Raw genomic sequence first — 18,880 nt, 5'->3', positions numbered from 1 at the left:
AACCGAGGTCCACGGATTTGCAATCCGCTGCATAGCCACTCTGCCAAGGCGCCTTTTTAATTCAACACTTTAGGGACTTAAGTAAGCCGCACCGCTGTGTTCGGGTGCCTACTTTACGGATTGAGGGGAGATAGTCAAACAAAAAAGTGAATTTAAATTCCGTTTGCTGACATTTAAATCAAATTGCTGCATGTTCGATCTCTTTAATCAAAAAACACACAGAAAAATCGAGTTAAACAAGATGTTCTAGCGCTACCACTTCTTCATAAAACGACCGACAAGACTCGGATGATACGCCCAGCAGTGGTCAAACATAGTCATAAGTTGAGGGTTGCCATACTTAGAAAGACTAACCGCATGGAAACGGTTTTTGTGTTCTTTCAACTTTTCAACCTGAGCAATCATTTCGTCTGATTGTTTCGGCGCAATAAAGTCAGAAAGTACGATTAAATCGGCATTCTTGTATTTATCACCAGTCATTAGGTCAATCGACTTCATGAGAACAGGTTCCAAATCCGTACCGCCGTGGAATGAGTAACTTAAGAAGTCGCTCGCTTCACGTAGGCCATCTTGCCTTGTTAACTCATAGGTAATCTGCTCAGAAGAAAAAAGAATCACATAACAGTCTCTCTCTTCTGCAAGAGCAATTTGCATTAAGGCATAAGCCATTGCTTTAGCAGACTGCTCAGGGAAACCACTCATAGAACCCGAAGCGTCCACACAGACTATAAACGGGCCCTTTTCAATATCGATGTTCTTGCTATCTGGTTTTTGCGCCTTCACTTTGCGTAACGTGCGTGATTTACCTTGCGAGCGATAGCTCAGTAAACGCTTGTCGGCCAAGTGCTTGTAAAAGATAACCTCAAGTTCAGGATAAGCTAAGAACATGGTTTCGTTTGGCAGCATCTTGTTAAGGTCATCACTTTCATGAATCCCGACAATATCATCGACCGCTTCATCGCTTTTCTCTTCAACCACCTGCAATTCTTCTACAGGGGCTTTGTGTAGCGAAGGATCATCTTCCTCACCAGCCATACGGCCTAGCTTTTCAGCGATCTCTTGCAAGCCCTTGTGCTTATTCAAGAACTCAGCATGACGTTTCATGATGGTAAGGTCTGTTTTGCTTAATTTGGCAGAAGCCATGTCCCACAAGCGCCCTACACTGCCTTCATCACCCGACTCAGTCACTTTATCCATGTTTTTCATGGTTTCCATGCGCTGATAAAGATCGGCTAAGACTTTTTCTTTGCTTGTTTCAAGTTCAGTTACTTGAGCTTGTTTAATCGCATCAGAAAGTGATTGGTACCATTGGTCGCAAAAGTAGTGTGGAAACATCGCGTTATAAACACCCTTGTTGTTCTCCATAAGGCGTCGAGCTTGTAGATAAAACGCTGAGTGCCACTCCAGCTTTTTGATAACGCTGTCAATCTCATCAAAGAACTGAGGTTCATCCCAGTAAATCACTTCTTGGTAAAGGGCGATTTCCTCTTGGAATCGATCAGTTTCACACACCTTAGTAACGCGTTTTTTAACTTTACCGCGCCATTTAACTAAGTGATTTTTCACTGAGGTTTTCACACCTTTGTTCTCTGCAGCCATCATGACTTGAGAACGAGCGATGAGATCATTCATCGCGGTATCAATGATTCCTGAATCAGCCACCATCAAAGCGAGGTTTAAGCCGTCTGCTCCTAACATATGCTCTCCTCTTACTCGAAGTACTGGCTCATAAACTTAATACGCTGAGCGATCTTGGCACTCTTCACTTTCGTGGTTTCAAGATCTTGCGTTACCGATTGCAAACTTGCTTCCATCGCTTTTGGTAAATCAGGGTCAATATAGTTATGAGGTAATGCATCATGGAATTCAGTACGAACGCGTTTTAACTTGAATTCAGCTTCAGTTAACTGTTCTAAGGCTTTCTCAGCGCCACTCAACCACTTGTTGTACAGTTCTTGGTCTAAACCGTCAGTAGTAACCACACTCACCAATACAGAGCGATTGGCGATGTCTTTAATCACTAATTGGTTTGATGCATCCAAGTCGAGTTTTAAACGGCATAGGTTTTTATTTTCGTTTACGTAACCGTAAATATCACCGTGACCTTCTTTAAGAACACGATCAAAATCGTCTTTGGCTACGTATACCCAACGGCTATCGCCTTTCTCAGATTCAGAAACCGACATGTTGCTTTGCAGCATAACCAGTTTCACTAGATTGTAAGCACTGCCCACGCTGTACATTTTCGCGTTCTTGATGTCATTCTGGTAAACATCTTTACGCAACAAGCCACTGGTTGACTCCATAGAAAGTGACACCGACAACGTTGATTCAACATCGTCTTGAATCTCTTCTAACTCTTCACGAGATATTTCAATTTGAGCTTTCGACTCTTGTTGATCAAACGCTCGGTTCAATGCAAAGTCTTTCACCACGCTACGAACCACATCACGTGATTCTGGGCTATGCCACAAACAATCTTGCAGAAGCATAATATCCAGCGGGTTCACGCTATCGCGACCACTAAAGAACGCACTCGCTTTCAATAGTTTAACGGCCTTCTTCCAGCGTCTGTCTGATACATACAATTCTGACTCTGAAGCAGAGCCTTGCTTCTTAACCGTCTCTTCAAGCATGGTTTTTAGTTCAAACAACTTATCAAACGAATTGTCTGTCAGTTCCAGCTTATCGAGCTCTTTCTGCCATTGATGGTATTCAATGTCCGTAATCGCCAAACCTTTTGGAATTACCGCTTCTTGAGAAGTACCCGTCGTCAGCATCGATTTGAAGTTTTGTTTGTTTTGAATACGGTTCACGAACACGCGTACCAACATACGGTCATAAAGTGCTTCCAAGCCGCTGTCTTCATCTGGAAGTTCGTTGGATGCCGATACTAGTAGACGCATCGGTACACGTTCAATATCACTGCCGTTTTTGAAAGTCTTTTCGTTAACGACAGTAAGTAGCGTGTTTAGGATTGCAGGGCCGGCTTTCCAGATCTCATCGAGGAAGACGACTTGTGCAGTTGGTAGGTAGCCTTCGGTTAGTCTTACGTAACGACCGTTGTCTTTTAATTCTTGGATACTTAGTGGGCCGAACACTTCCTCGGGAGTAGAGAAACGAGTCATCAAATATTCGAAATAGCTGCTGTTATCAAAAGCCTGAATGAGACGTTTCGCGATAAGGCTTTTTGCGATGCCCGGAGGGCCTAATAGAAACACGCTTTCACCAGCCAAAGCAGCCAGTAAACAAAGCTTAATCGTGTCTTCTCTTTCGTAGACACCATCAGACAGAGCATGCGCTAATTTATTGATTCTTTCAGAGAGTAGCGCCTTGTCAGCATGTGAAGAAATAGAAGGGTTCATGCGTTACTCCGAAAATCTTTGAACAGTTGAGAGTGTAGAATTGTTTTTATACATTTGTTAGCGCTTTGTTACAAGTGCATTTTATTATTGAGTTGCATTTATATCAGATGGTTACGTCGGTAATTTTGGCGCAATCATAGATTCCAATTATGAGAGTAACATCACGAACGGCGTGAAACTAAATCTATTGCTAACCCTAATTTTTCTTTTATTTTCGACACCATAGACGTTATGGTGGTGCACGTCTTCCGTTATACGAAAAATTGGCAAGGAATGTGGCCAGACTGCATGAGTAAAGTTATCCATAAATGGAAAAGTATTTCTCTCATAGAAGAGAACGTGACGCTCCCTACGAACGTCGTGGTAAAACATACAACAATAAACCACCCTGGCGCGGCAGTTATTCTTCCTATCACTTCGTCTGGAACAATCATCCTCATTAACCAATTCCGCCCTTCTCTTAAGAAATGGCTTTTGGAACTACCTGCAGGCACGATGGAAATTGATGAGTCACCTCTTCAATGTGCCCAGCGTGAATTGGAAGAAGAAACCGGTTACAGCGCAACTTCCTTTCAAAGCTTGGGGCAAGTCACCCCTTTGGCTGGCTTCTGTGATGAAATACAACATCTGTTTGTCGCAAAAGACTTAAGCCTCACTACCCGCTTTGAATGCGATGACGATGAAGTAATAGAAGTGATCGAACTGAGTTTAGAAGAACTGCACGATAAAATACGACACGATCAAATCACTGATACCAAAACTATCGCTTGTTTAAGTAAAGCCCAACTATGTGGCCATCTATAGCCAATTATATGGCTACCTAAAGTACTCTAGGAGAGAAACATGGACTTTCGTTCTGATACCGTAACTAAACCTTCGCAAGCTATGCGTGACGCAATGGCAAACGCAGAAGTGGGCGATGATGTTTATGGCGATGACCCAACCGTCAACGAACTAGAACAGTGGGCAGCAAATGAGACAGGCTTTGAAGCGGCAATGTTTACCTCTTCAGGTACACAAGCCAACCTTCTTGGCTTAATGGCGCATTGTGAGCGTGGTGATGAATATCTGTGTGGCCAGCAGGCGCACAACTACAAATACGAAGCTGGCGGCGCTGCGGTCCTTGGTTCTATCCAACCTCAACCAATCGAGAATAACCCAGACGGTACTTTAGACTTTAAAAAGCTTGCCGCTGCGATTAAGCCCGACGACAGCCACTTTGCTCGTACCAAGCTGCTTAGTTTAGAAAACACGATCAATGGTAAAGTCCTGCCAATGTCTTATCTAGCGGAAGCACGTGAGTTCGTAAACCAACACGGACTTCAAATGCACCTAGATGGCGCGCGCGTCTATAACGCAGCAGTCGCATTAGATGTACACATCAAAGAGATCGCACAACACTTCGATTCAATGACGATCTGTTTATCAAAAGGCTTAGGCGCGCCGATTGGCTCTCTACTTCTTGGTAGTAAAGAGTACATCACTAAAGCACGCCGCCTACGTAAAATGGTGGGTGGCGGTATGCGCCAAGCAGGTATTCTTGCCGCAGCGGGAAAAATGGCTTTAACAGAGAACGTTACTCAACTTAAAGCTGACCACGAGAACGCGAAAAACCTAGCGATCGGCCTAAGCAAGTTAGAAGGCTTTTCTGTTAACCCTGATTTCATTCAAACTAACATTGTGTTTGCTAAATTAGATGAATCAGTAGATATCAACCGCATCGCACGAGAGCTAGGTGAACAAGGTATTACTATGTCACCAGGTAATCCTGTTCGCTTTGTTACTCACCGTGATATTAGTACAGAAGACATTGCTCGATTCCTAACGGAATTAGAAAAAGCGCTGTAACTCTCAGCAAAGTTCTCATCTATCGCTATTAATACTTGAGCTTCCCCTAAGGGGAAGCTTTATACTTTTGTTTTCACAGGAGTATATACGTGTACAACAAGTATCTAATCTTACTAACTGCTTCCCTCTCTTTCACACTTCACGCAGACAACTTTGGTGATCCAGAACTCGGTAAACTGAAATCCCCGAGTTGTGTTTTTTGCCATTCAGTTGCTGGCGACAACACGAATAAAAACTCCCCAGACCTTAAAGGGCAAGACCGCCTCTATTTGTTCAATACTATGACAATGTATAAGAACGACCAACGTGAAGGTGCCTACGCTGACATGATGAAGGCTCAATTAAGTCGACTTTCTGAACAAGATTTAAAAGATATTGCTGCCTATTATTCTTCATTATCTAGATAGCGTTCTATTCCATATCGAGAGTTGGCTTTGTTGTGTAATTCAATCGAACTAAACCTAGAACCTACGACCTGTTCAGCTACGCCCACCCCCTCTCGTAGCTCTGTGCCTAAACCTCGTTACAATACAACCAATCATTTATTAATCGAGGCTTTCTGACCTTTTGGATTGATAAAGAGACAATAGTCGGGTGGACGCAGAGCAAACAGAATAAGCGCGCGTTTAGGCCATGTCGGTTCAATGATTTAGCTATCACGACAGCACTCATGGTGAAACGAGTTTTCTCTATGCCACTGACAGCGCTGCAAGGATTTGTAGTCTCGATATTTTGGTTAGCCCATGTGCCGTTAAGTTGTCCGCATTACACCTGCATCATTCGTAGAGCCAAGCAAGTTGAGGCCTCATTTAAGACTAAAGCTAGAGGAGCAATACGGCACCTAGCCATCGATGCTACTGGCCTTAAGGTTTATGGTGAATGTGAATGGAAAGTCAAAAAACACGGGACGGATGGGAAGCGTAGAGTCTGGCGAAAGCTTCATATTGCAGTCAATACAAACACACATGAGCTCGTTGCCGCCGAGCTAAGTTTATCAACGGTTACAGATAGAGAATTACCCCCGAACTTACTGAAACAAACTCGTTGAAATATCCTTGAAGTACCTGGTGATGGCGCTCACTCTAAGAAAAAGCGATGTATCGAGTTAAACAGTTGCCAGGAGGACAACTAACCTAACCCATCAACCAACTGGACTATGTTTTCATGTAGCCACAAGTAGAAAGGATCTGACTCCCTTTTTTTGTGTTGATAAAGCAAAATCTGCTTGCTATTGAATGATGGGAGCCTCGCATGACTAACTTCAACTAGGTTATGTGTATTATCGATATACAGTTCTGAAGTTGGAAATAGAGCCTCGGTTTGCGCTGCCACAGCTGCGACATTTGAGATTATTTCGGAACGAAAGACTTCGTAATAATTCAATCCTCTTTGCACCAACATGTTTTCCATCATCCCCTCTTTTTCATTCCACTCAGCCAACTGTGCAATTGCAAATCGACATTCTGAAAGATATTCAAATTCTACAATCTTCTTCAGATGAATAGGATGGGATTTATTCGCATACAACTTAAAGTGATCTTCGGCCAAATGTTTATGCAATATGGCCTTGCTGCCTATTGGGACGTCGTAATTAATGCCTAACTGAATGTTATCTTTCGCTAAATTATCAAGCGTATTCTGGTTCCATATGTGGCAAGAAAATGTCACGTTCGGCGCATGCTTGGCAAGGAATAGAAACAAGATATGAGGCAATGACTGTCCTAAAAGCGGATTAATGGCCAAAGAGATATGCCCAGCGTGGCTGTACGCGTCGAACTTCTTTACCGGAGTTAATGTTTTCTCTAGCAGCGCAATTAAGTCAGGGAGTGACTCTGCGATTTGATTACACCTGTAGGTAGGTTTCATTCCTTGTGGAGTCGAAACAAAGAGCTCATCATCAAGCTGCTCTCGAAGTTTCCGTAACTTCCGACTCACAGAAGGCTGAGCAAGAAAAAGTCGCTCCGCAGCATGGGTAACATTTTGCTCTTCTATCAAAACATGTAGAACCTTAAGTAGGTTCAAATCGATCTTGTTTAGCGCAGCTTTCAAAGTACCAACCTCACAGGTATAACATATTTGTCATACCTGTGATTCTATATAGTCATTTCATAAATACCAAACTTTTACTTACCATTACCTCAACTTAATAAAACAGAATATGGTATTTAAAAATGAAAAAAACTCTACTTTCTTTATTAGTGGTCACGTCTTTCTCTACGGTTGCAGGAACGTCCACAACCAGCTTTAACAATGAAGATAAATCAATTGAAGACGTCTTTGCTAACATTGACTCTTCTTCGTGGGCGGTAAACCCAGAAGATCATGGTATGACGGTGCATGAGTACATAAACCAAGAAGGCATTTGGTTTGCTGACAATTTTGCTCGCAACTTTAAGTTAGGCTTAAACAACCTTCATCACTTCAAAGAACTGGCGAACAAAGACACTCGCTGGGTTGTATCACCATCCATTGATCACTTGTACTCAATGGGCGTTATCGATACCTCCAAACCATTTACAGTCGTTGTACCTGAGAACGATGGGAAATTGGTTACACTTCACCTTCAAGATATGAACCACACTCAACCATTTTATAAGGTTGGCGCAGGAACTTACGAGTTCACTCCTGAAATGTTCGATACAAAATATGTGCTGATAGGCTTGCGTTTTGCGACAGATGGAACAAAACAAAACGTTAAACGGATTACAGAAGAGCTTCAGCCGAAAGTGAAAATTATCGGTGGTGGTCAAGATCTTGAAGGATTGCCAAAGCCAAACACTGAGGCTATGGAAGCAGTTCGTACTGCATTAATGCCAGAATACGATAAGTTAAATGACACATACGATACAGTTCAATACCGAGCGCAAGATGTGACTGACTGGGAAAAGACTACTTACACAATTGCTGGAGCGTTCGGCCTATCGACAGCTGACACCGCAATGTATGCACCTTACGCACTAGAGAATGCCAAAGGTGAACAATGTTACCAAGCGACATACGAAGCACCTAAATTAGCTAGTGACCTAGGTTATTACTCAATCACTGTCTACGATTCAAAAGGTTATCTCATGTCGAACGAGAATAACATCGTTTCGACCAATCAAGGACTGACGCAAAACGAAGACGGTACATTCACGGTGGTATTCGGTGGTTTAGACTGTAAAAAACATGCGGATGGTAATAACGTAAACTTTGCTTACACCCCTAAAGACAACTGGTCTTTCTTATTACGTGTCTATCAACCTAACGTTGAATCAATGAAGGTATACACCCTGCCCGAGATTGAAAAGATCTAAGTGCTTAACTATTGCTATGTATCAGAAGTTAACGTAACCAGTATGACTTAAAAAAAAGCGCCTCAGGCGCTTTATTTAAACATCTCTCACCCAAACATCATTGACCTGTTGTTTCAGTAAATTAATCACACTTTGATGAATAAAAACCAAACCATAATCTTCTTCAAGCTTGAAAATTAGCCTTTCTTCGAGTGGAATATTCTCTAACTTAGAAAAATCAAACTCCGTTGACTCAATGTCTAACCAGTTCAACTTGCCGTATTGTTTTTCTTTATCCGTCAATTTATAAGTTTGATGGATATAAGGCACTCGATAGTCTTCGTAAACTTTAATTTGATCATCTGTTGGTTGGCTTGGAGAACAATCCACGCGCGCGTCTAACCACTCTACTCCGTGTATGACCAGTTTCTCCACTTTTGATGCAACATCGCTGATGATAAATAGCTTTGGAGAAAACGTCATTTCAAGCAGTAAATCAGGCTCTACTGGCACTATTGGCTTGGGGCTTTGTTGGAACGGGAAGTTACCTAGGTCTTGTTTAGTTAGTAAATGATATTGTTCTTTCATTATTTTTTCCTAAAACTTAGGTGCGCGCATAGATGTATTCTTCTTCATTTTTCTAACCAAAGAAAATCTAGAATCATTACTGAGTAAATCATAGATCTCTGGCGCAAAAAAAACTGCGGTATCAGCCCCCTTTGCCCTATAAACGACTCGTTTCTGGAATGGAATATTTGATATTTTTTCAGAGCTTAGAAACAAGCGGTGGATGATTAGGTTTCCACTATTTGGCGATACTTCTACAACACTTCGTTCATGATCGACGACATCTTGTATGTTATTCAAAGCTAGTATATATCGCTCTGTAATATCTCCGTCTTTAGTCGATAGTGATGCAGGATAAAACTCTACACCATACGGATCAAAACTCATTACAAGTTCCGCAAACCCCTTTGTGACACAGATATCACCATTATCTGCTATTGGATGGACCATAGTAGAAGTTATATTCTTATCCTCCCACAGAATTGGGCTTTCCGAACTTGTTGGTTGGTAGTTGTTTGTACTATATAGAAACTCCCGAGTGTCAACACATTGGAACGCAGTAGGACTTCTCATAAAGTCCTCTGAGATTACCGAAAACTCCATCTTATACCTCTCTATTGTTTGGTGATTATCTTGCTTTGTTCTCTTACACTCATAAGGCGATATTTTCCGGGTATATAGCTAAATGAATCTACCGTTACTTGCTCAGGAACTCGCTTTTTGAGCTTGAAGAGTGATCTAAAACGCTTTGTGTAATGCGTATGCCGGACAGATTTTTTAATACAACGCGCACATCCTTTATCACCTTCTTCCATTAGTTTCCCTCTGCTTATCAACAAAAGGTCAAAACTCGCTATATCACTGAGAATTTCAATAGAAACATCATCAATTGTTTCAATATAGTTTTTAGGAAGTGTGTCGCAATTGATTGATTTCAGCCTAAAGGCCAATTTCTTAGCAACAACTTTATGGTAACCGAGTGCAGCGTTTAGTGATACAACATCTTCTTGAATAGACTCTCTAGAAGCCGGAGCTGTTGCTAAGCTTGCCAATTCAACCTCAACTTCTTCACCAGTCCTTTCCTCATAGTGTGCAATTAAATCACTGTCAGTATGCCCAGATTTGTGTAGCGGTACACTATATTGACATGATATTTCATCTACAGTTGGTAAAATTACCAAGTTTTTCTGATGATTCACATCATACCCTTTCCTCACGATTTGTTGCTGTCTAGCTTCGGACAGCCGAGATAGCGAGTCACAAGATACAACGTGATGGGATGCAACAGATCTTAACTTGAAGTTTAATGGGTGGTGTTTTTTAACTTTTGAGTCTCTCAAACTGCTGCTTCGCGCCCACTTGCCTTTACCTTCTCTTATTGGCATAGCTCTTACCTTTTAACTATATCTAGCTTTTAATGCGTCTTTACACTGACCGTTTTTCTTCCCTGCAATTCGGCGACAGATCTTACACCTAACAGGCTTTTTATCTTTCTCTTCATTCGCCTTTGCAGAGTTCTTTCCTGACTGAGCAGACTCGCCGGTATTATGTTTCACTTTTGCTGGGTAAGTTTTCTCACCCTTATCTAAGATTCGAGCAAAAAGCTTATCAAACTCACCCATCGCTTCTTTTAGTTTATCCGGCACCATTTTATCGATGATTTTCACTTCATCGGCTAGCTTTAAGAAGTATTCTGCTAATTCATCTGCTCCCATGCGATTGGCGTAAGAAGCAAGCTCACTCGCCACTTCGATACAAGGTTTTAGAACATCAGATACAATATTGCTCGCCTGCTTGGCGTAATCAACCCAATCTAATGTACGTAAGAACTTTTCTGGGTCACCTTTACCCATACCACGAAGTACCGCGAGTAAAGTGTCTTTCGATGTACCCTTACCACCTTTCAAAGCAACTTTACATGTACCTTTAACTGCACTGCCAAACGTTGGGACACAACCGATCAAAGTCAAAGAGAGTGCCAACCAATTTTCTGGCTTATCTCGTTCTTCTTCACTTAATAGTGTCATGATATTTGCTGAAAGGTCTCGTACATCTGCTGCTTGGTCTACGACGGGGATCATTGTCAGCGCTGTGTTTGCAATGATTTGCTCTACCGATGCATCATCATTAAAGTCACCTAAAATTACCCCCCAGATCCAGCTGGCAGCGCCAGACATTCTCTTCCAAGAATTTTCCCAGAAACCAACCTCACCTCGTTTGGCTTCTTCAATAATTAATTGGGCATTCGCATTTGGGTTGAAATTAGGGTTGGTTTTAGTTGGGATGTTTGGCATGAATTCGCGACTATCTTCACCATAGTCAATGTTAAATTCACCAGGTGCAACCCCACTCACCGAAGCTTTGCCTACATTATCTAATGTACCTTCAAAGGAAGCGCCGGTTTGATCAATCAGTTTATATGTAGCCCCTTGAACAGGTTCTCCATCAGAATAAGAAAGAAACAGGTCTACCGTATACGTCCCTTCTTGCTCTTCTGTCACAGAAACCGAAGGGTTTTGAGCTCCGCCTAAACACATGGTGTTGGCTTTATTCATGGTCATTTGATCAGAAAGGCGGCATACACCGACACCTTCGAACTTAACGGTAGGAGAAGCTGATATGAATTCGGCCTCGGCTTCAATAGTGCCTGAGGCTACGCCCTTTTTATCACCACCTGCATCGCCAGTACTGGCGCTGAATTTACTGCCTTTAATAGCAATGCTGTTACCGCCATCCATAGAGACGGTCGTGGTGCCGCCTACTAAATCGGCGGACTTTGCATTGTTACCATAAGGGATAGGAACAACAGGTTTGCCGACTGTTGTTAAACAAACATCAGGGAGTGTTGCGTTCGCTTCTCCTCCTGAGCCTTGATGAACTACGCTGAGTCCATTAGCACAAACTGTTACGCCCATAGTAAATCCAATTAAATTCCAATAGATGTATGATAAGAGAGATTGCTTGCTGCAATCTCTCTAAGTACGTAGTGAAAATGAAGGATGAGACTGTTACTTCGAGTCTATTTTTAAAAACGGACAGAAGATCTCACAATTAAATCTGATGCTACTGATACACATCCAAAAGCTGCTGAAATTTTAGGTCAATAACCAAGTAAGTCGCAGCATACATAACGCCAAAGATGACAGTACTGACGCCAAGAATTAACTTAGGGGAAATAACCCGTTTGAGCGGTTTTTTTAAGTACTTAGCCTTTAAGTTAACTAACGTTACTTTTTCCTGCTCAGCTAAACGCTCGTCTCTAACTAAGCGATAGATAGTATTTCCTATCTCTGAAAGCTTTTCGTTGCCACGCTCTTCTCGACCATACTTGCCTTGGAACCCTAGCTGCAGCAACAAATAGAGGAATTCTATTACGTGTCTATATTTTCGAGGGTCAGCTTTTAAGCGCTCTAAGATGGTGAAGAACTTGTCGCCACCCGATGTTTCGTTATGAAACTCAGACAACAAACTATTTGTACTCCAATGACTGTTCGCCCCCCACTCTTGTCGACATACAGATTCGTCTATCGCAGCACATAAGCAATAGCGTATGACCAATATTGATGCTCGATCCAACTCCATTTCATTGAGCTTTCGCTCACCTTTGCGAATTTCTCGTGCAACTTGTTCTCTAAAAGGGCCAGGGTCGTCCAACCAAGGAATCGAAGACATGCATGAGAGACTGGCGATTAACCAAGTAAACTGATCGACCAAAGGATTAACACCCATACTCTCAACATTTAGGTCTCTTACCGCAATATTTCTAGATAAATCAGGTGCAGGCATAACCTCCATTGGCTTGCCTGGCTCTGGTTGAAATAGTACTACTGTGACATCGTTTTCGGCGTAACTCATAGGCGTACAGCCCAAAGCTGTAGTGACAAGTTCGCGAAGTCACCTGCAATATGGACAGCGATGGCAGCTGTGTTATTCAATGCATTCCATTCGTCACTCGCTTTATCGAGCTCAAAATAGGTATAACCTGCATGATAAGGCAACGCTCGAGGTACCACTGGCATTGGTTTCATTTCAATGCCCGGCAATTGTAAGTTAATTAGATCGCGAATATTGTCGATCGAACCAATCTTAGTTTGGCTCACAAATTGTGTATGTAAAATATCAAGCGGTACGTCTGCTTTAACAGCAAGAATAAACGTCGTAGATTCGACAATTTTACTGTCTGGAATTGCTGCTGTTCGAATTCCGTAGCTTTGCTCTCTCAATGTTAGAGGTATTGCGCGTTGCTCTGACATCACACTGAGTGTCATTTTCGCGCTATCAAGTGTCCGAGATAAACAATCAGTAAGTTGGCTGTGGTTATATTTGGTGAACTCTTGTGGTCTGCGAGATGCAGAACACAATGTGGATAATTCACCCTCAGCTTGTAATAGGATTCGGTAAAACGACTCTGGGTGAACACCCTCTACGCTTGCAAAATGCCAGAACAACGGTTCGTAGCGATTTAAGGCTTGTAACAACATAAAGTCAGCAACAGATGATACGCCCTGTTGGTCAACCACCCCCAAACGCTGAACTATAGATTCTGCTCTATGTTTGAGCATTGACGCGAATTCAGTCGCGAACTTGCTTAAAACGGTAGAAGCATGAATATCAATACACGTCGGGATATAGTTCTCATCCAAAATGATGCTTCCGTCGGGCTTCACTTCGGAAATTTTTAAAATGGGTATCGATGTATAAGCACTCTTATCTTCGTGGTCGTACATTAAGAAGAAGTTAAGTTTACCCACCACAATACTTGCCATATCTTCTGATTCATAACATGCATCGACGGCTTCTTGGGTCTCCATGTTATAACGAGCACCGTCACCATTACCTCCAAAGAGTTCCGAACGCTCTGATGGTAGTGGGCAACATAAGTACACCACTTTATCCGCAATAGATGGGTCAACATCTCTTACTTCTGGAAGTTCAGCAAGAAGCGGTAAATCAAATGGCGTGCGGTCTTGTAATATACCTTCTGCTCGTGTGATTCCGATTTTTCCTAATGCCAATAGCTCAGTATTAATCTCAATTTTTTTTACTCCCCAATGTAATGGAGAGCTATTAGAGCTAAGCATGTTAGATAACTTACTTTGAGATCGGTCTAGTTGTTGGAAATGTTGAGGCTTCATGAACATACCATCTTGCCAAACAACTGGATTATATAAAGACATTCGTCAGTTCCTTAAAAATACGTCTGTTCAATACCACGAGTATTGTTCGAAGATAATTCGCTACCCTCAAGTTTTAGTCTGAGGAAGTACTCACTTTTTTCTTCGATCACTTCGACCTTCCGCCAAGATGAGCCATTGATATCGCGGAATGCGACAGAAAAACCCAATGCTCTAGTTGTTGGGTCTAACTCTAGAATCTCGTGCAACTTGTCTCCTGGTTGCAGCTGATATTCGTACCGTTTAATGTATTCATCCCCCAAGGAGGCCTTATCATTTTCGAACAAAGAGAAGAAGTCCAAACTACGGAACATAACTGGAGACGTTAGTTCGTGAACTCTCAGAATAACTGGGGACGATTGACCTTGGTCACGAACATTGAGGTGTTCTGAAGCTTCGATAACAAGTTCAATCGAAGAAGTGTCTGGAGTAATCCCTGAGGACTCTTTGAACTGCTCCCACATAGAACAACCTGATAATAGAAACAAGGTAATGGGGATTATAAGTTTACGCATGATCAGCTTTTGCAACCTTATTGTATCTGTCTTTCATCAACGCTTTAAAAGTTGACTCATTGAATTGTCTAGTACTTTGCTCATAATGTTCACTGTACTTTTTCCACAACTTTGATTTACTAAGGAAGCGTGTCTCTTGGCTTAAAGTGTTTGCAAACTGCTGAGGATCATTCGCTTTTAGTTGCTCCAATACCAAGTCGTTAATTGCCTTCGCATATAAGGTATCGTGCTCGCTAAGTTCATCCAGTATCTGTTCAATTAGCTCATTTGGAGCCAATAGATTTTGACTATTGAGCGTTAACATCAATGTAGTTAGGCTAAGATCATTGTGGGCAAATGAACTTTCGTCAGTAAGCTCTTCAACACTCTGTAAATCTTTGTACAAATTATCGATACACAATCGTAAACAAGCGCCCATTTGTTTAAAAAATAGAGCGTCATGTTTCGTGTCAGATTCTAAATCAACGCCCAGTCCTTCAAAGAATGCATGTGTTACATTTTCATGTTCGTAAGAAGTTTCACTCAATGCGATATTATTCTGAGTTCTACTCTCACTTTCAACAGGCTGCTCTTGTGGTTCGGTATGAGAGACAAATTCTTGTGTCACCTCTTCCCATTTATGGCTCTGTATGTTTGTAGAATGAGGTATAATAGTGACAGGTGGCACTTCTGGTAGTTTATTTTTGAGAGTCCCTGAACTGCCGTTAGGTGTATCTGACTTAAGATCTGAACCTTCAACGCTTGCTGGTTTCAAACGGTTCGATATCTTAGCTTGATCATCGGCGACATCTTTAGCTTTCAGGTTCGCCTGCTGTTCTTCTTCCATCCCCATCCAATCTTCAGGAATCAGACTAGGAAGGTCAAACTCAGAATGGATACTCAGACTGTCATCAACGACTTGCCTTTGATGTTCTGTCGATGACTTCGTAAGGCTTTTATCGTTGCTTTCGTCTCTAACAAGGTAGTCATCATCTCTTTGCATTGAGAATTTTAAGTGTTCGACGGGATCATGGGTCTCAACACCATCAGGTTTCGTTTCCATAAAGAGATCTTCTAGCGTGCCTGCCTCTGTCTCTTCTTCAACAACGGACTCTTCCAAGTTCATTAAAGGGTCTGTTGAATCTCTTTCTGGTGCTATTTCAGAAGCTATGTCGTATGAAGTCGTTACCAACTCAAGAGAAATACTCACTTCATATTGTCCCAAAGACACTCTATCGCCGTCACATAATGAGACTGGCTGATTCTTAAGGATCTTATTACCATTAACCAATGTGCCATTTGTACTCACATCACTAATGTAATAAGTGTCTCCATATATACTCAATAGACAGTGCGTACCAGATATGAATCGGTTGTGATCCGTTAAAGTCACTGTACAACCTGCTTCTCGCCCTAGAGATCCACCTTCTTCAGGCATTTCTATGCTCTTAGATCCAACGTATTCTTCTGGGCACTTTGAGATCACCAAAACCAATTGATTTATACGCATGAATAGCCTTTAAAACAGAAGAGAAACACTAAACTCGACACCACCTAGACCTTCGTTATAAAAAGGTAAGATGTATGAAGCTTGCGGGATTATTTGTAAATGAGCGTCTGGGTTACTTCCTAACTTGATCACACTACCAAAAGTCACAACAGCGCCAGCTTCAAATTGATCGATATCTTCAAGTTGTTCGCCGTAACGAAAGCCTTGGTCGTCAACTTTCCAACGGTTTGAGTATTGCGAGTAACCTAAAGACAAGCCTGCACCTATATAAGGTGTGAACACCGACCAGCTACCTAAAGCATACTGAGGCACAATACGAAATTCGTAATTGGTTACCTCGTTATAAACGCCATTCTTTGGAGCTTCGATGTCGTCTTCAGCCAAATAATTAAAACCTAGCCACCAACGCCATCGGTTGTTACTTTCATCAATTGGACGTGTATGGACGAACCCGTAACGCAGAGCATCTACTTGGCCACTCGGTCCTTCTTCATATTCTATAGTGTCTATGCTCAGCATATTTACTGAACCACCATATCTTTCACCCTTCGCGATTGCGATGGACGAAAAAAGACACATTGTGGATATTAGACCGATTTGACTTAGGTTTCGCATGCTTCCCTCTGAGTTCATCCATATATTAACTAGATGCGCAAGATAGCAAGTATTATGTCTTTTACAATAAGGAGACGGTCACACCCGCCATTTACGACATTATAACTAGCAAAAAAAACGATATATCTACAAGAAAATGCATTACGAATAATTACAAATAAAATTCATTTATAAAATCAAAACTATCAATAATTGAAAAATCAAACGACCAACAACCATCCAAAGAAAGAAGGTTGTTCAATACAAGAAAATTAGCATTTACAAAATTCAAAAAACCTAACATGCCACTTTTTTATCTTTAACCTATAGCATAATCATTTACAGCATTTTTCTAATTTAGTGTTAGTTAATATTTATGCAACCATTGACAAGAGTAATTATTAATCAACAAAGCACCACACGCAGGAATAGTTAGATTCATATTATTTCTCCCCAAAAAGACCATAAATGTGACTTTCATCACTGAAATTTTATAAAGCCTAGTCGTAAATTGTTACATTTTTGATCTTTTTGTGAATAACGTCACATAGTGCTGAAATTAAGAACTTTTCAAATCTTTTAACATTCAAGGATTCTGTTTGACTATAGAATCCTTGAAAAATATAAATAAAAAACAAGCGAGGCTAAATTTATTAGTTATCGCTAAATTTCGATTTCTTTATATATACAGTTGGATATCAAGATTATGTTCTCCTCAGATTTCACAAGACGGCCTATTGACGAAGAAAAGCCTAGCGGAACTAACCCAAACGCATTAGATGATTTTACAGAGATAAAACGTCAAATTAATAACCTTAATAAGGTGACAGGGAGAGTCTCTTGGAAAAAGGTTCAGTCTCTTTCAAAAACGATACTTTCGAAAAACAGCAAAGATTTCCGTTGTAGTTGCTACTTTACTGTCGCAGCAACACATAATGATGGCTTAAAAGGTTTAGCTGACGGACTCAGTTCGATTCTGGACTTATGCGTCGTTTATTGGTTTACCGCATATCCAGAAATTACAAAATCAAACGCAAGGATTGGGGCGATAGACTGGATGGTTGAACACACAGAAAAACGAATAAAGTCGATTAAAACAAACCCCGACGACGTACTGCTGATCGAAACTTGCCATCGCTTATGTATGAGAATTGAAGAAGAACTAAGACTACATTACGGTATAAAAGCACCTTCATTAGGTGGGGTACGTCGAATCTTAAAGCAATGGGTTGATGAACATAAAGAGACCGAAGCAAACCTGCGCGAAGCAGAGAATCAACGAAAGTACCGAGCTCCAGAAGAAAATAAACAACCAACACCAGTGGCTCAACCATCAACCATTAAAATTGATGTGTCAAATAAGCAATCTGCAACAACATCGAAAGTCGACGATAAAACACCCTCTAATTATTTAGTCGTCTACCTGTTAGCCGGATTTCTTGCTTTAGCATTGTCCTCTCACTTCTTTTATAAGCAATACCAACTAAAAGATCTGACTAAACAAATCATCACATCTGATATCTCACAACTTAATGAAATAGCACATTCATTAAGATATGAATATGCTCCTATTTCTCAAGATGTTAGACCTAATGTCGTAAACCAATTAGACACACTAATGAAAGGTTGGGTTGCCGATCCAATCAAAGTGTATCAGATCGATATTTTAGACCGATTGACGCTTGATTTGACCAAGCTGTATCCGGACTCGTCTTCTATTCTACGATTACGCCAAGAGTTCACCAATGAACAAGAAAAGTTAAACACAGATTACGCCCAACTTCACCGACGCTTTTCTAACGCCAGGTCTGTATTTGCGAATGTAATTAGAGGAAGTGAAAGTCAAAAGACTGCACGAGCTTATGAGTACAGTAACTCTCTTTTTCCATTGATTGGCCGCATTGAATATGCAGAAAAAGAACAACAAAAAGAACTACAGAAATCTCTTCGGATACTGAACGTCTATTTACACAAAATAAAAACCTTAGAATCAGATCTGTCAGCAAATAAACCGTAAAACTCATAAAACCGTCTTAAGACTCGGTATTACAAC

General features: G+C 41.3%; 17 protein-coding genes and 1 pseudogene. 6 read left to right on the top strand and 12 right to left on the bottom strand.

The window, feature by feature from the left end; genetic code table 11:
- Positions 1-252: 252 nt before the first annotated feature.
- Together viaA and A136_RS03720 are read right to left on the bottom strand one after the other, a co-directional pair.
- Positions 253-1,698, bottom strand: a complete 1,446-nt coding sequence (viaA, locus tag A136_RS03725) for an ATPase RavA stimulator ViaA (protein ID WP_017064542.1) — start codon at positions 1,696-1,698, stop codon at positions 253-255.
- A gap of 11 nt (positions 1,699-1,709) precedes the next feature.
- A complete protein-coding gene (locus A136_RS03720) occupies positions 1,710-3,365 on the bottom strand; it encodes an ATPase RavA domain-containing protein (protein ID WP_017062563.1) in 1,656 nt (551 codons plus the stop codon).
- Positions 3,366-3,653: 288 nt separating this feature from the next.
- On the opposite strand from A136_RS03720, the gene A136_RS03715 reads away from it, so the two are divergent.
- The 4 genes and pseudogenes from A136_RS03715 to A136_RS03700 all read left to right on the top strand — a co-directional run.
- Complete coding sequence (locus A136_RS03715; RefSeq protein WP_017064541.1) at positions 3,654-4,169, top strand: NUDIX hydrolase; 516 nt, start codon at positions 3,654-3,656, stop codon at positions 4,167-4,169.
- A 39-nt stretch (positions 4,170-4,208) separates the two neighbouring features.
- Positions 4,209-5,213 (top strand): low-specificity L-threonine aldolase, encoded by a 1,005-nt coding sequence (ltaE, locus tag A136_RS03710; protein WP_017064540.1) that lies wholly within the window; start codon positions 4,209-4,211, stop codon positions 5,211-5,213.
- Positions 5,214-5,302: 89 nt separating this feature from the next.
- A complete protein-coding gene (locus tag A136_RS03705; protein ID WP_017064539.1) occupies positions 5,303-5,620 on the top strand; it encodes a c-type cytochrome in 318 nt (105 codons plus the stop codon).
- Between the two features lie 119 nt (positions 5,621-5,739).
- Positions 5,740-6,258: pseudogene (locus tag A136_RS03700) on the top strand (IS5 family transposase); the annotation flags it as partial.
- 83 nt (positions 6,259-6,341) lie between these two features.
- On the opposite strand, the gene A136_RS03695 reads toward A136_RS03700, so the two are convergent.
- Positions 6,342-7,262: a LysR family transcriptional regulator gene (locus tag A136_RS03695; protein WP_017064537.1), complete on the bottom strand. Its 921-nt coding sequence runs from the start codon at positions 7,260-7,262 to the stop codon at positions 6,342-6,344.
- Positions 7,263-7,384: 122 nt separating this feature from the next.
- On the opposite strand from A136_RS03695, the gene A136_RS03690 reads away from it, so the two are divergent.
- Positions 7,385-8,509, top strand: a complete 1,125-nt coding sequence (locus A136_RS03690; protein WP_017064536.1) for a DUF1254 domain-containing protein — start codon at positions 7,385-7,387, stop codon at positions 8,507-8,509.
- A gap of 75 nt (positions 8,510-8,584) precedes the next feature.
- On the opposite strand, the gene A136_RS03685 is transcribed toward A136_RS03690, so the two are convergent.
- The 9 genes from A136_RS03685 to A136_RS03645 all read right to left on the bottom strand — a co-directional run bounded on the left by A136_RS03685 (position 8,585) and on the right by A136_RS03645 (position 16,848).
- On the bottom strand, positions 8,585-9,076 hold the full coding sequence (locus A136_RS03685; protein WP_017064535.1) for a hypothetical protein: 492 nt from the start codon (positions 9,074-9,076) through the stop codon (positions 8,585-8,587).
- A gap of 9 nt (positions 9,077-9,085) precedes the next feature.
- The gene (locus tag A136_RS03680) at positions 9,086-9,658 is read right to left on the bottom strand and encodes a hypothetical protein (protein WP_017064534.1); all 573 of its coding nucleotides are present in this window, start codon (positions 9,656-9,658) and stop codon (positions 9,086-9,088) included.
- Positions 9,659-9,669: 11 nt separating this feature from the next.
- A complete protein-coding gene (locus tag A136_RS03675) occupies positions 9,670-10,440 on the bottom strand; it encodes an AHH domain-containing protein (protein WP_017064533.1) in 771 nt (256 codons plus the stop codon).
- Between the two features lie 12 nt (positions 10,441-10,452).
- On the bottom strand, positions 10,453-11,970 hold the full coding sequence (locus tag A136_RS03670) for a PAAR-like domain-containing protein (RefSeq protein ID WP_017064532.1): 1,518 nt from the start codon (positions 11,968-11,970) through the stop codon (positions 10,453-10,455).
- A gap of 148 nt (positions 11,971-12,118) precedes the next feature.
- Entirely contained in the window at positions 12,119-12,910 is a 792-nt protein-coding gene (gene icmH, locus A136_RS03665; RefSeq protein WP_017064531.1) for a type IVB secretion system protein IcmH/DotU, read from the bottom strand.
- Positions 12,907-14,232, bottom strand: coding sequence for a type VI secretion system baseplate subunit TssK (gene tssK, locus A136_RS03660; protein ID WP_017064530.1), 1,326 nt, complete (start codon positions 14,230-14,232; stop codon positions 12,907-12,909). The genes icmH and tssK overlap by 4 nt, the downstream gene beginning before the upstream one ends.
- Positions 14,233-14,243: 11 nt before the next feature.
- The gene (gene tssJ, locus A136_RS03655; RefSeq protein WP_029235226.1) at positions 14,244-14,744 is read right to left on the bottom strand and encodes a type VI secretion system lipoprotein TssJ; all 501 of its coding nucleotides are present in this window, start codon (positions 14,742-14,744) and stop codon (positions 14,244-14,246) included.
- A complete protein-coding gene (gene tagH, locus A136_RS03650) occupies positions 14,737-16,233 on the bottom strand; it encodes a type VI secretion system-associated FHA domain protein TagH (protein ID WP_029235225.1) in 1,497 nt (498 codons plus the stop codon). The genes tssJ and tagH overlap by 8 nt, the downstream gene beginning before the upstream one ends.
- A 9-nt stretch (positions 16,234-16,242) precedes the next feature.
- The gene (locus A136_RS03645) at positions 16,243-16,848 is read right to left on the bottom strand and encodes a hypothetical protein (RefSeq protein ID WP_029235224.1); all 606 of its coding nucleotides are present in this window, start codon (positions 16,846-16,848) and stop codon (positions 16,243-16,245) included.
- Between the two features lie 685 nt (positions 16,849-17,533).
- On the opposite strand from A136_RS03645, the gene A136_RS03640 reads away from it, so the two are divergent.
- On the top strand, positions 17,534-18,844 hold the full coding sequence (locus A136_RS03640; RefSeq protein WP_029235223.1) for a type VI secretion system ImpA family N-terminal domain-containing protein: 1,311 nt from the start codon (positions 17,534-17,536) through the stop codon (positions 18,842-18,844).
- The last annotated feature ends 36 nt before the right edge of the window (positions 18,845-18,880 follow it).

Source organism: Vibrio crassostreae 9ZC13 (assembly GCF_000272045.2).
GTDB classification, from domain to species: Bacteria; Pseudomonadota; Gammaproteobacteria; order Enterobacterales; family Vibrionaceae; genus Vibrio; species Vibrio crassostreae_C.
This window is presented reverse-complemented; position numbering and strand designations above follow the sequence as displayed.

Excerpts from the sequence above, each read along its gene's own strand:
- viaA (WP_017064542.1), bottom strand. The coding sequence starts at position 1,698 with ATGTTAGGAGCAGACGGCTTAAACCTCGCTTTGATGGTGGCTGATTCA.
- A136_RS03720 (WP_017062563.1), bottom strand. The coding sequence starts at position 3,365 with ATGAACCCTTCTATTTCTTCACATGCTGACAAGGCGCTACTCTCTGAA.
- A136_RS03715 (WP_017064541.1), top strand. The coding sequence starts at position 3,654 with ATGAGTAAAGTTATCCATAAATGGAAAAGTATTTCTCTCATAGAAGAG.
- ltaE (WP_017064540.1), top strand. The coding sequence starts at position 4,209 with ATGGACTTTCGTTCTGATACCGTAACTAAACCTTCGCAAGCTATGCGT.
- A136_RS03690 (WP_017064536.1), top strand. The coding sequence starts at position 7,385 with ATGAAAAAAACTCTACTTTCTTTATTAGTGGTCACGTCTTTCTCTACG.
- A136_RS03685 (WP_017064535.1), bottom strand. The coding sequence starts at position 9,076 with ATGAAAGAACAATATCATTTACTAACTAAACAAGACCTAGGTAACTTC.
- A136_RS03680 (WP_017064534.1), bottom strand. The coding sequence starts at position 9,658 with ATGGAGTTTTCGGTAATCTCAGAGGACTTTATGAGAAGTCCTACTGCG.
- A136_RS03675 (WP_017064533.1), bottom strand. The coding sequence starts at position 10,440 with ATGCCAATAAGAGAAGGTAAAGGCAAGTGGGCGCGAAGCAGCAGTTTG.
- A136_RS03670 (WP_017064532.1), bottom strand. The coding sequence starts at position 11,970 with ATGGGCGTAACAGTTTGTGCTAATGGACTCAGCGTAGTTCATCAAGGC.
- icmH (WP_017064531.1), bottom strand. The coding sequence starts at position 12,910 with ATGAGTTACGCCGAAAACGATGTCACAGTAGTACTATTTCAACCAGAG.
- tssK (WP_017064530.1), bottom strand. The coding sequence starts at position 14,232 with ATGTCTTTATATAATCCAGTTGTTTGGCAAGATGGTATGTTCATGAAG.
- tssJ (WP_029235226.1), bottom strand. The coding sequence starts at position 14,744 with ATGCGTAAACTTATAATCCCCATTACCTTGTTTCTATTATCAGGTTGT.
- tagH (WP_029235225.1), bottom strand. The coding sequence starts at position 16,233 with ATGCGTATAAATCAATTGGTTTTGGTGATCTCAAAGTGCCCAGAAGAA.
- A136_RS03645 (WP_029235224.1), bottom strand. The coding sequence starts at position 16,848 with ATGCGAAACCTAAGTCAAATCGGTCTAATATCCACAATGTGTCTTTTT.
- A136_RS03640 (WP_029235223.1), top strand. The coding sequence starts at position 17,534 with ATGTTCTCCTCAGATTTCACAAGACGGCCTATTGACGAAGAAAAGCCT.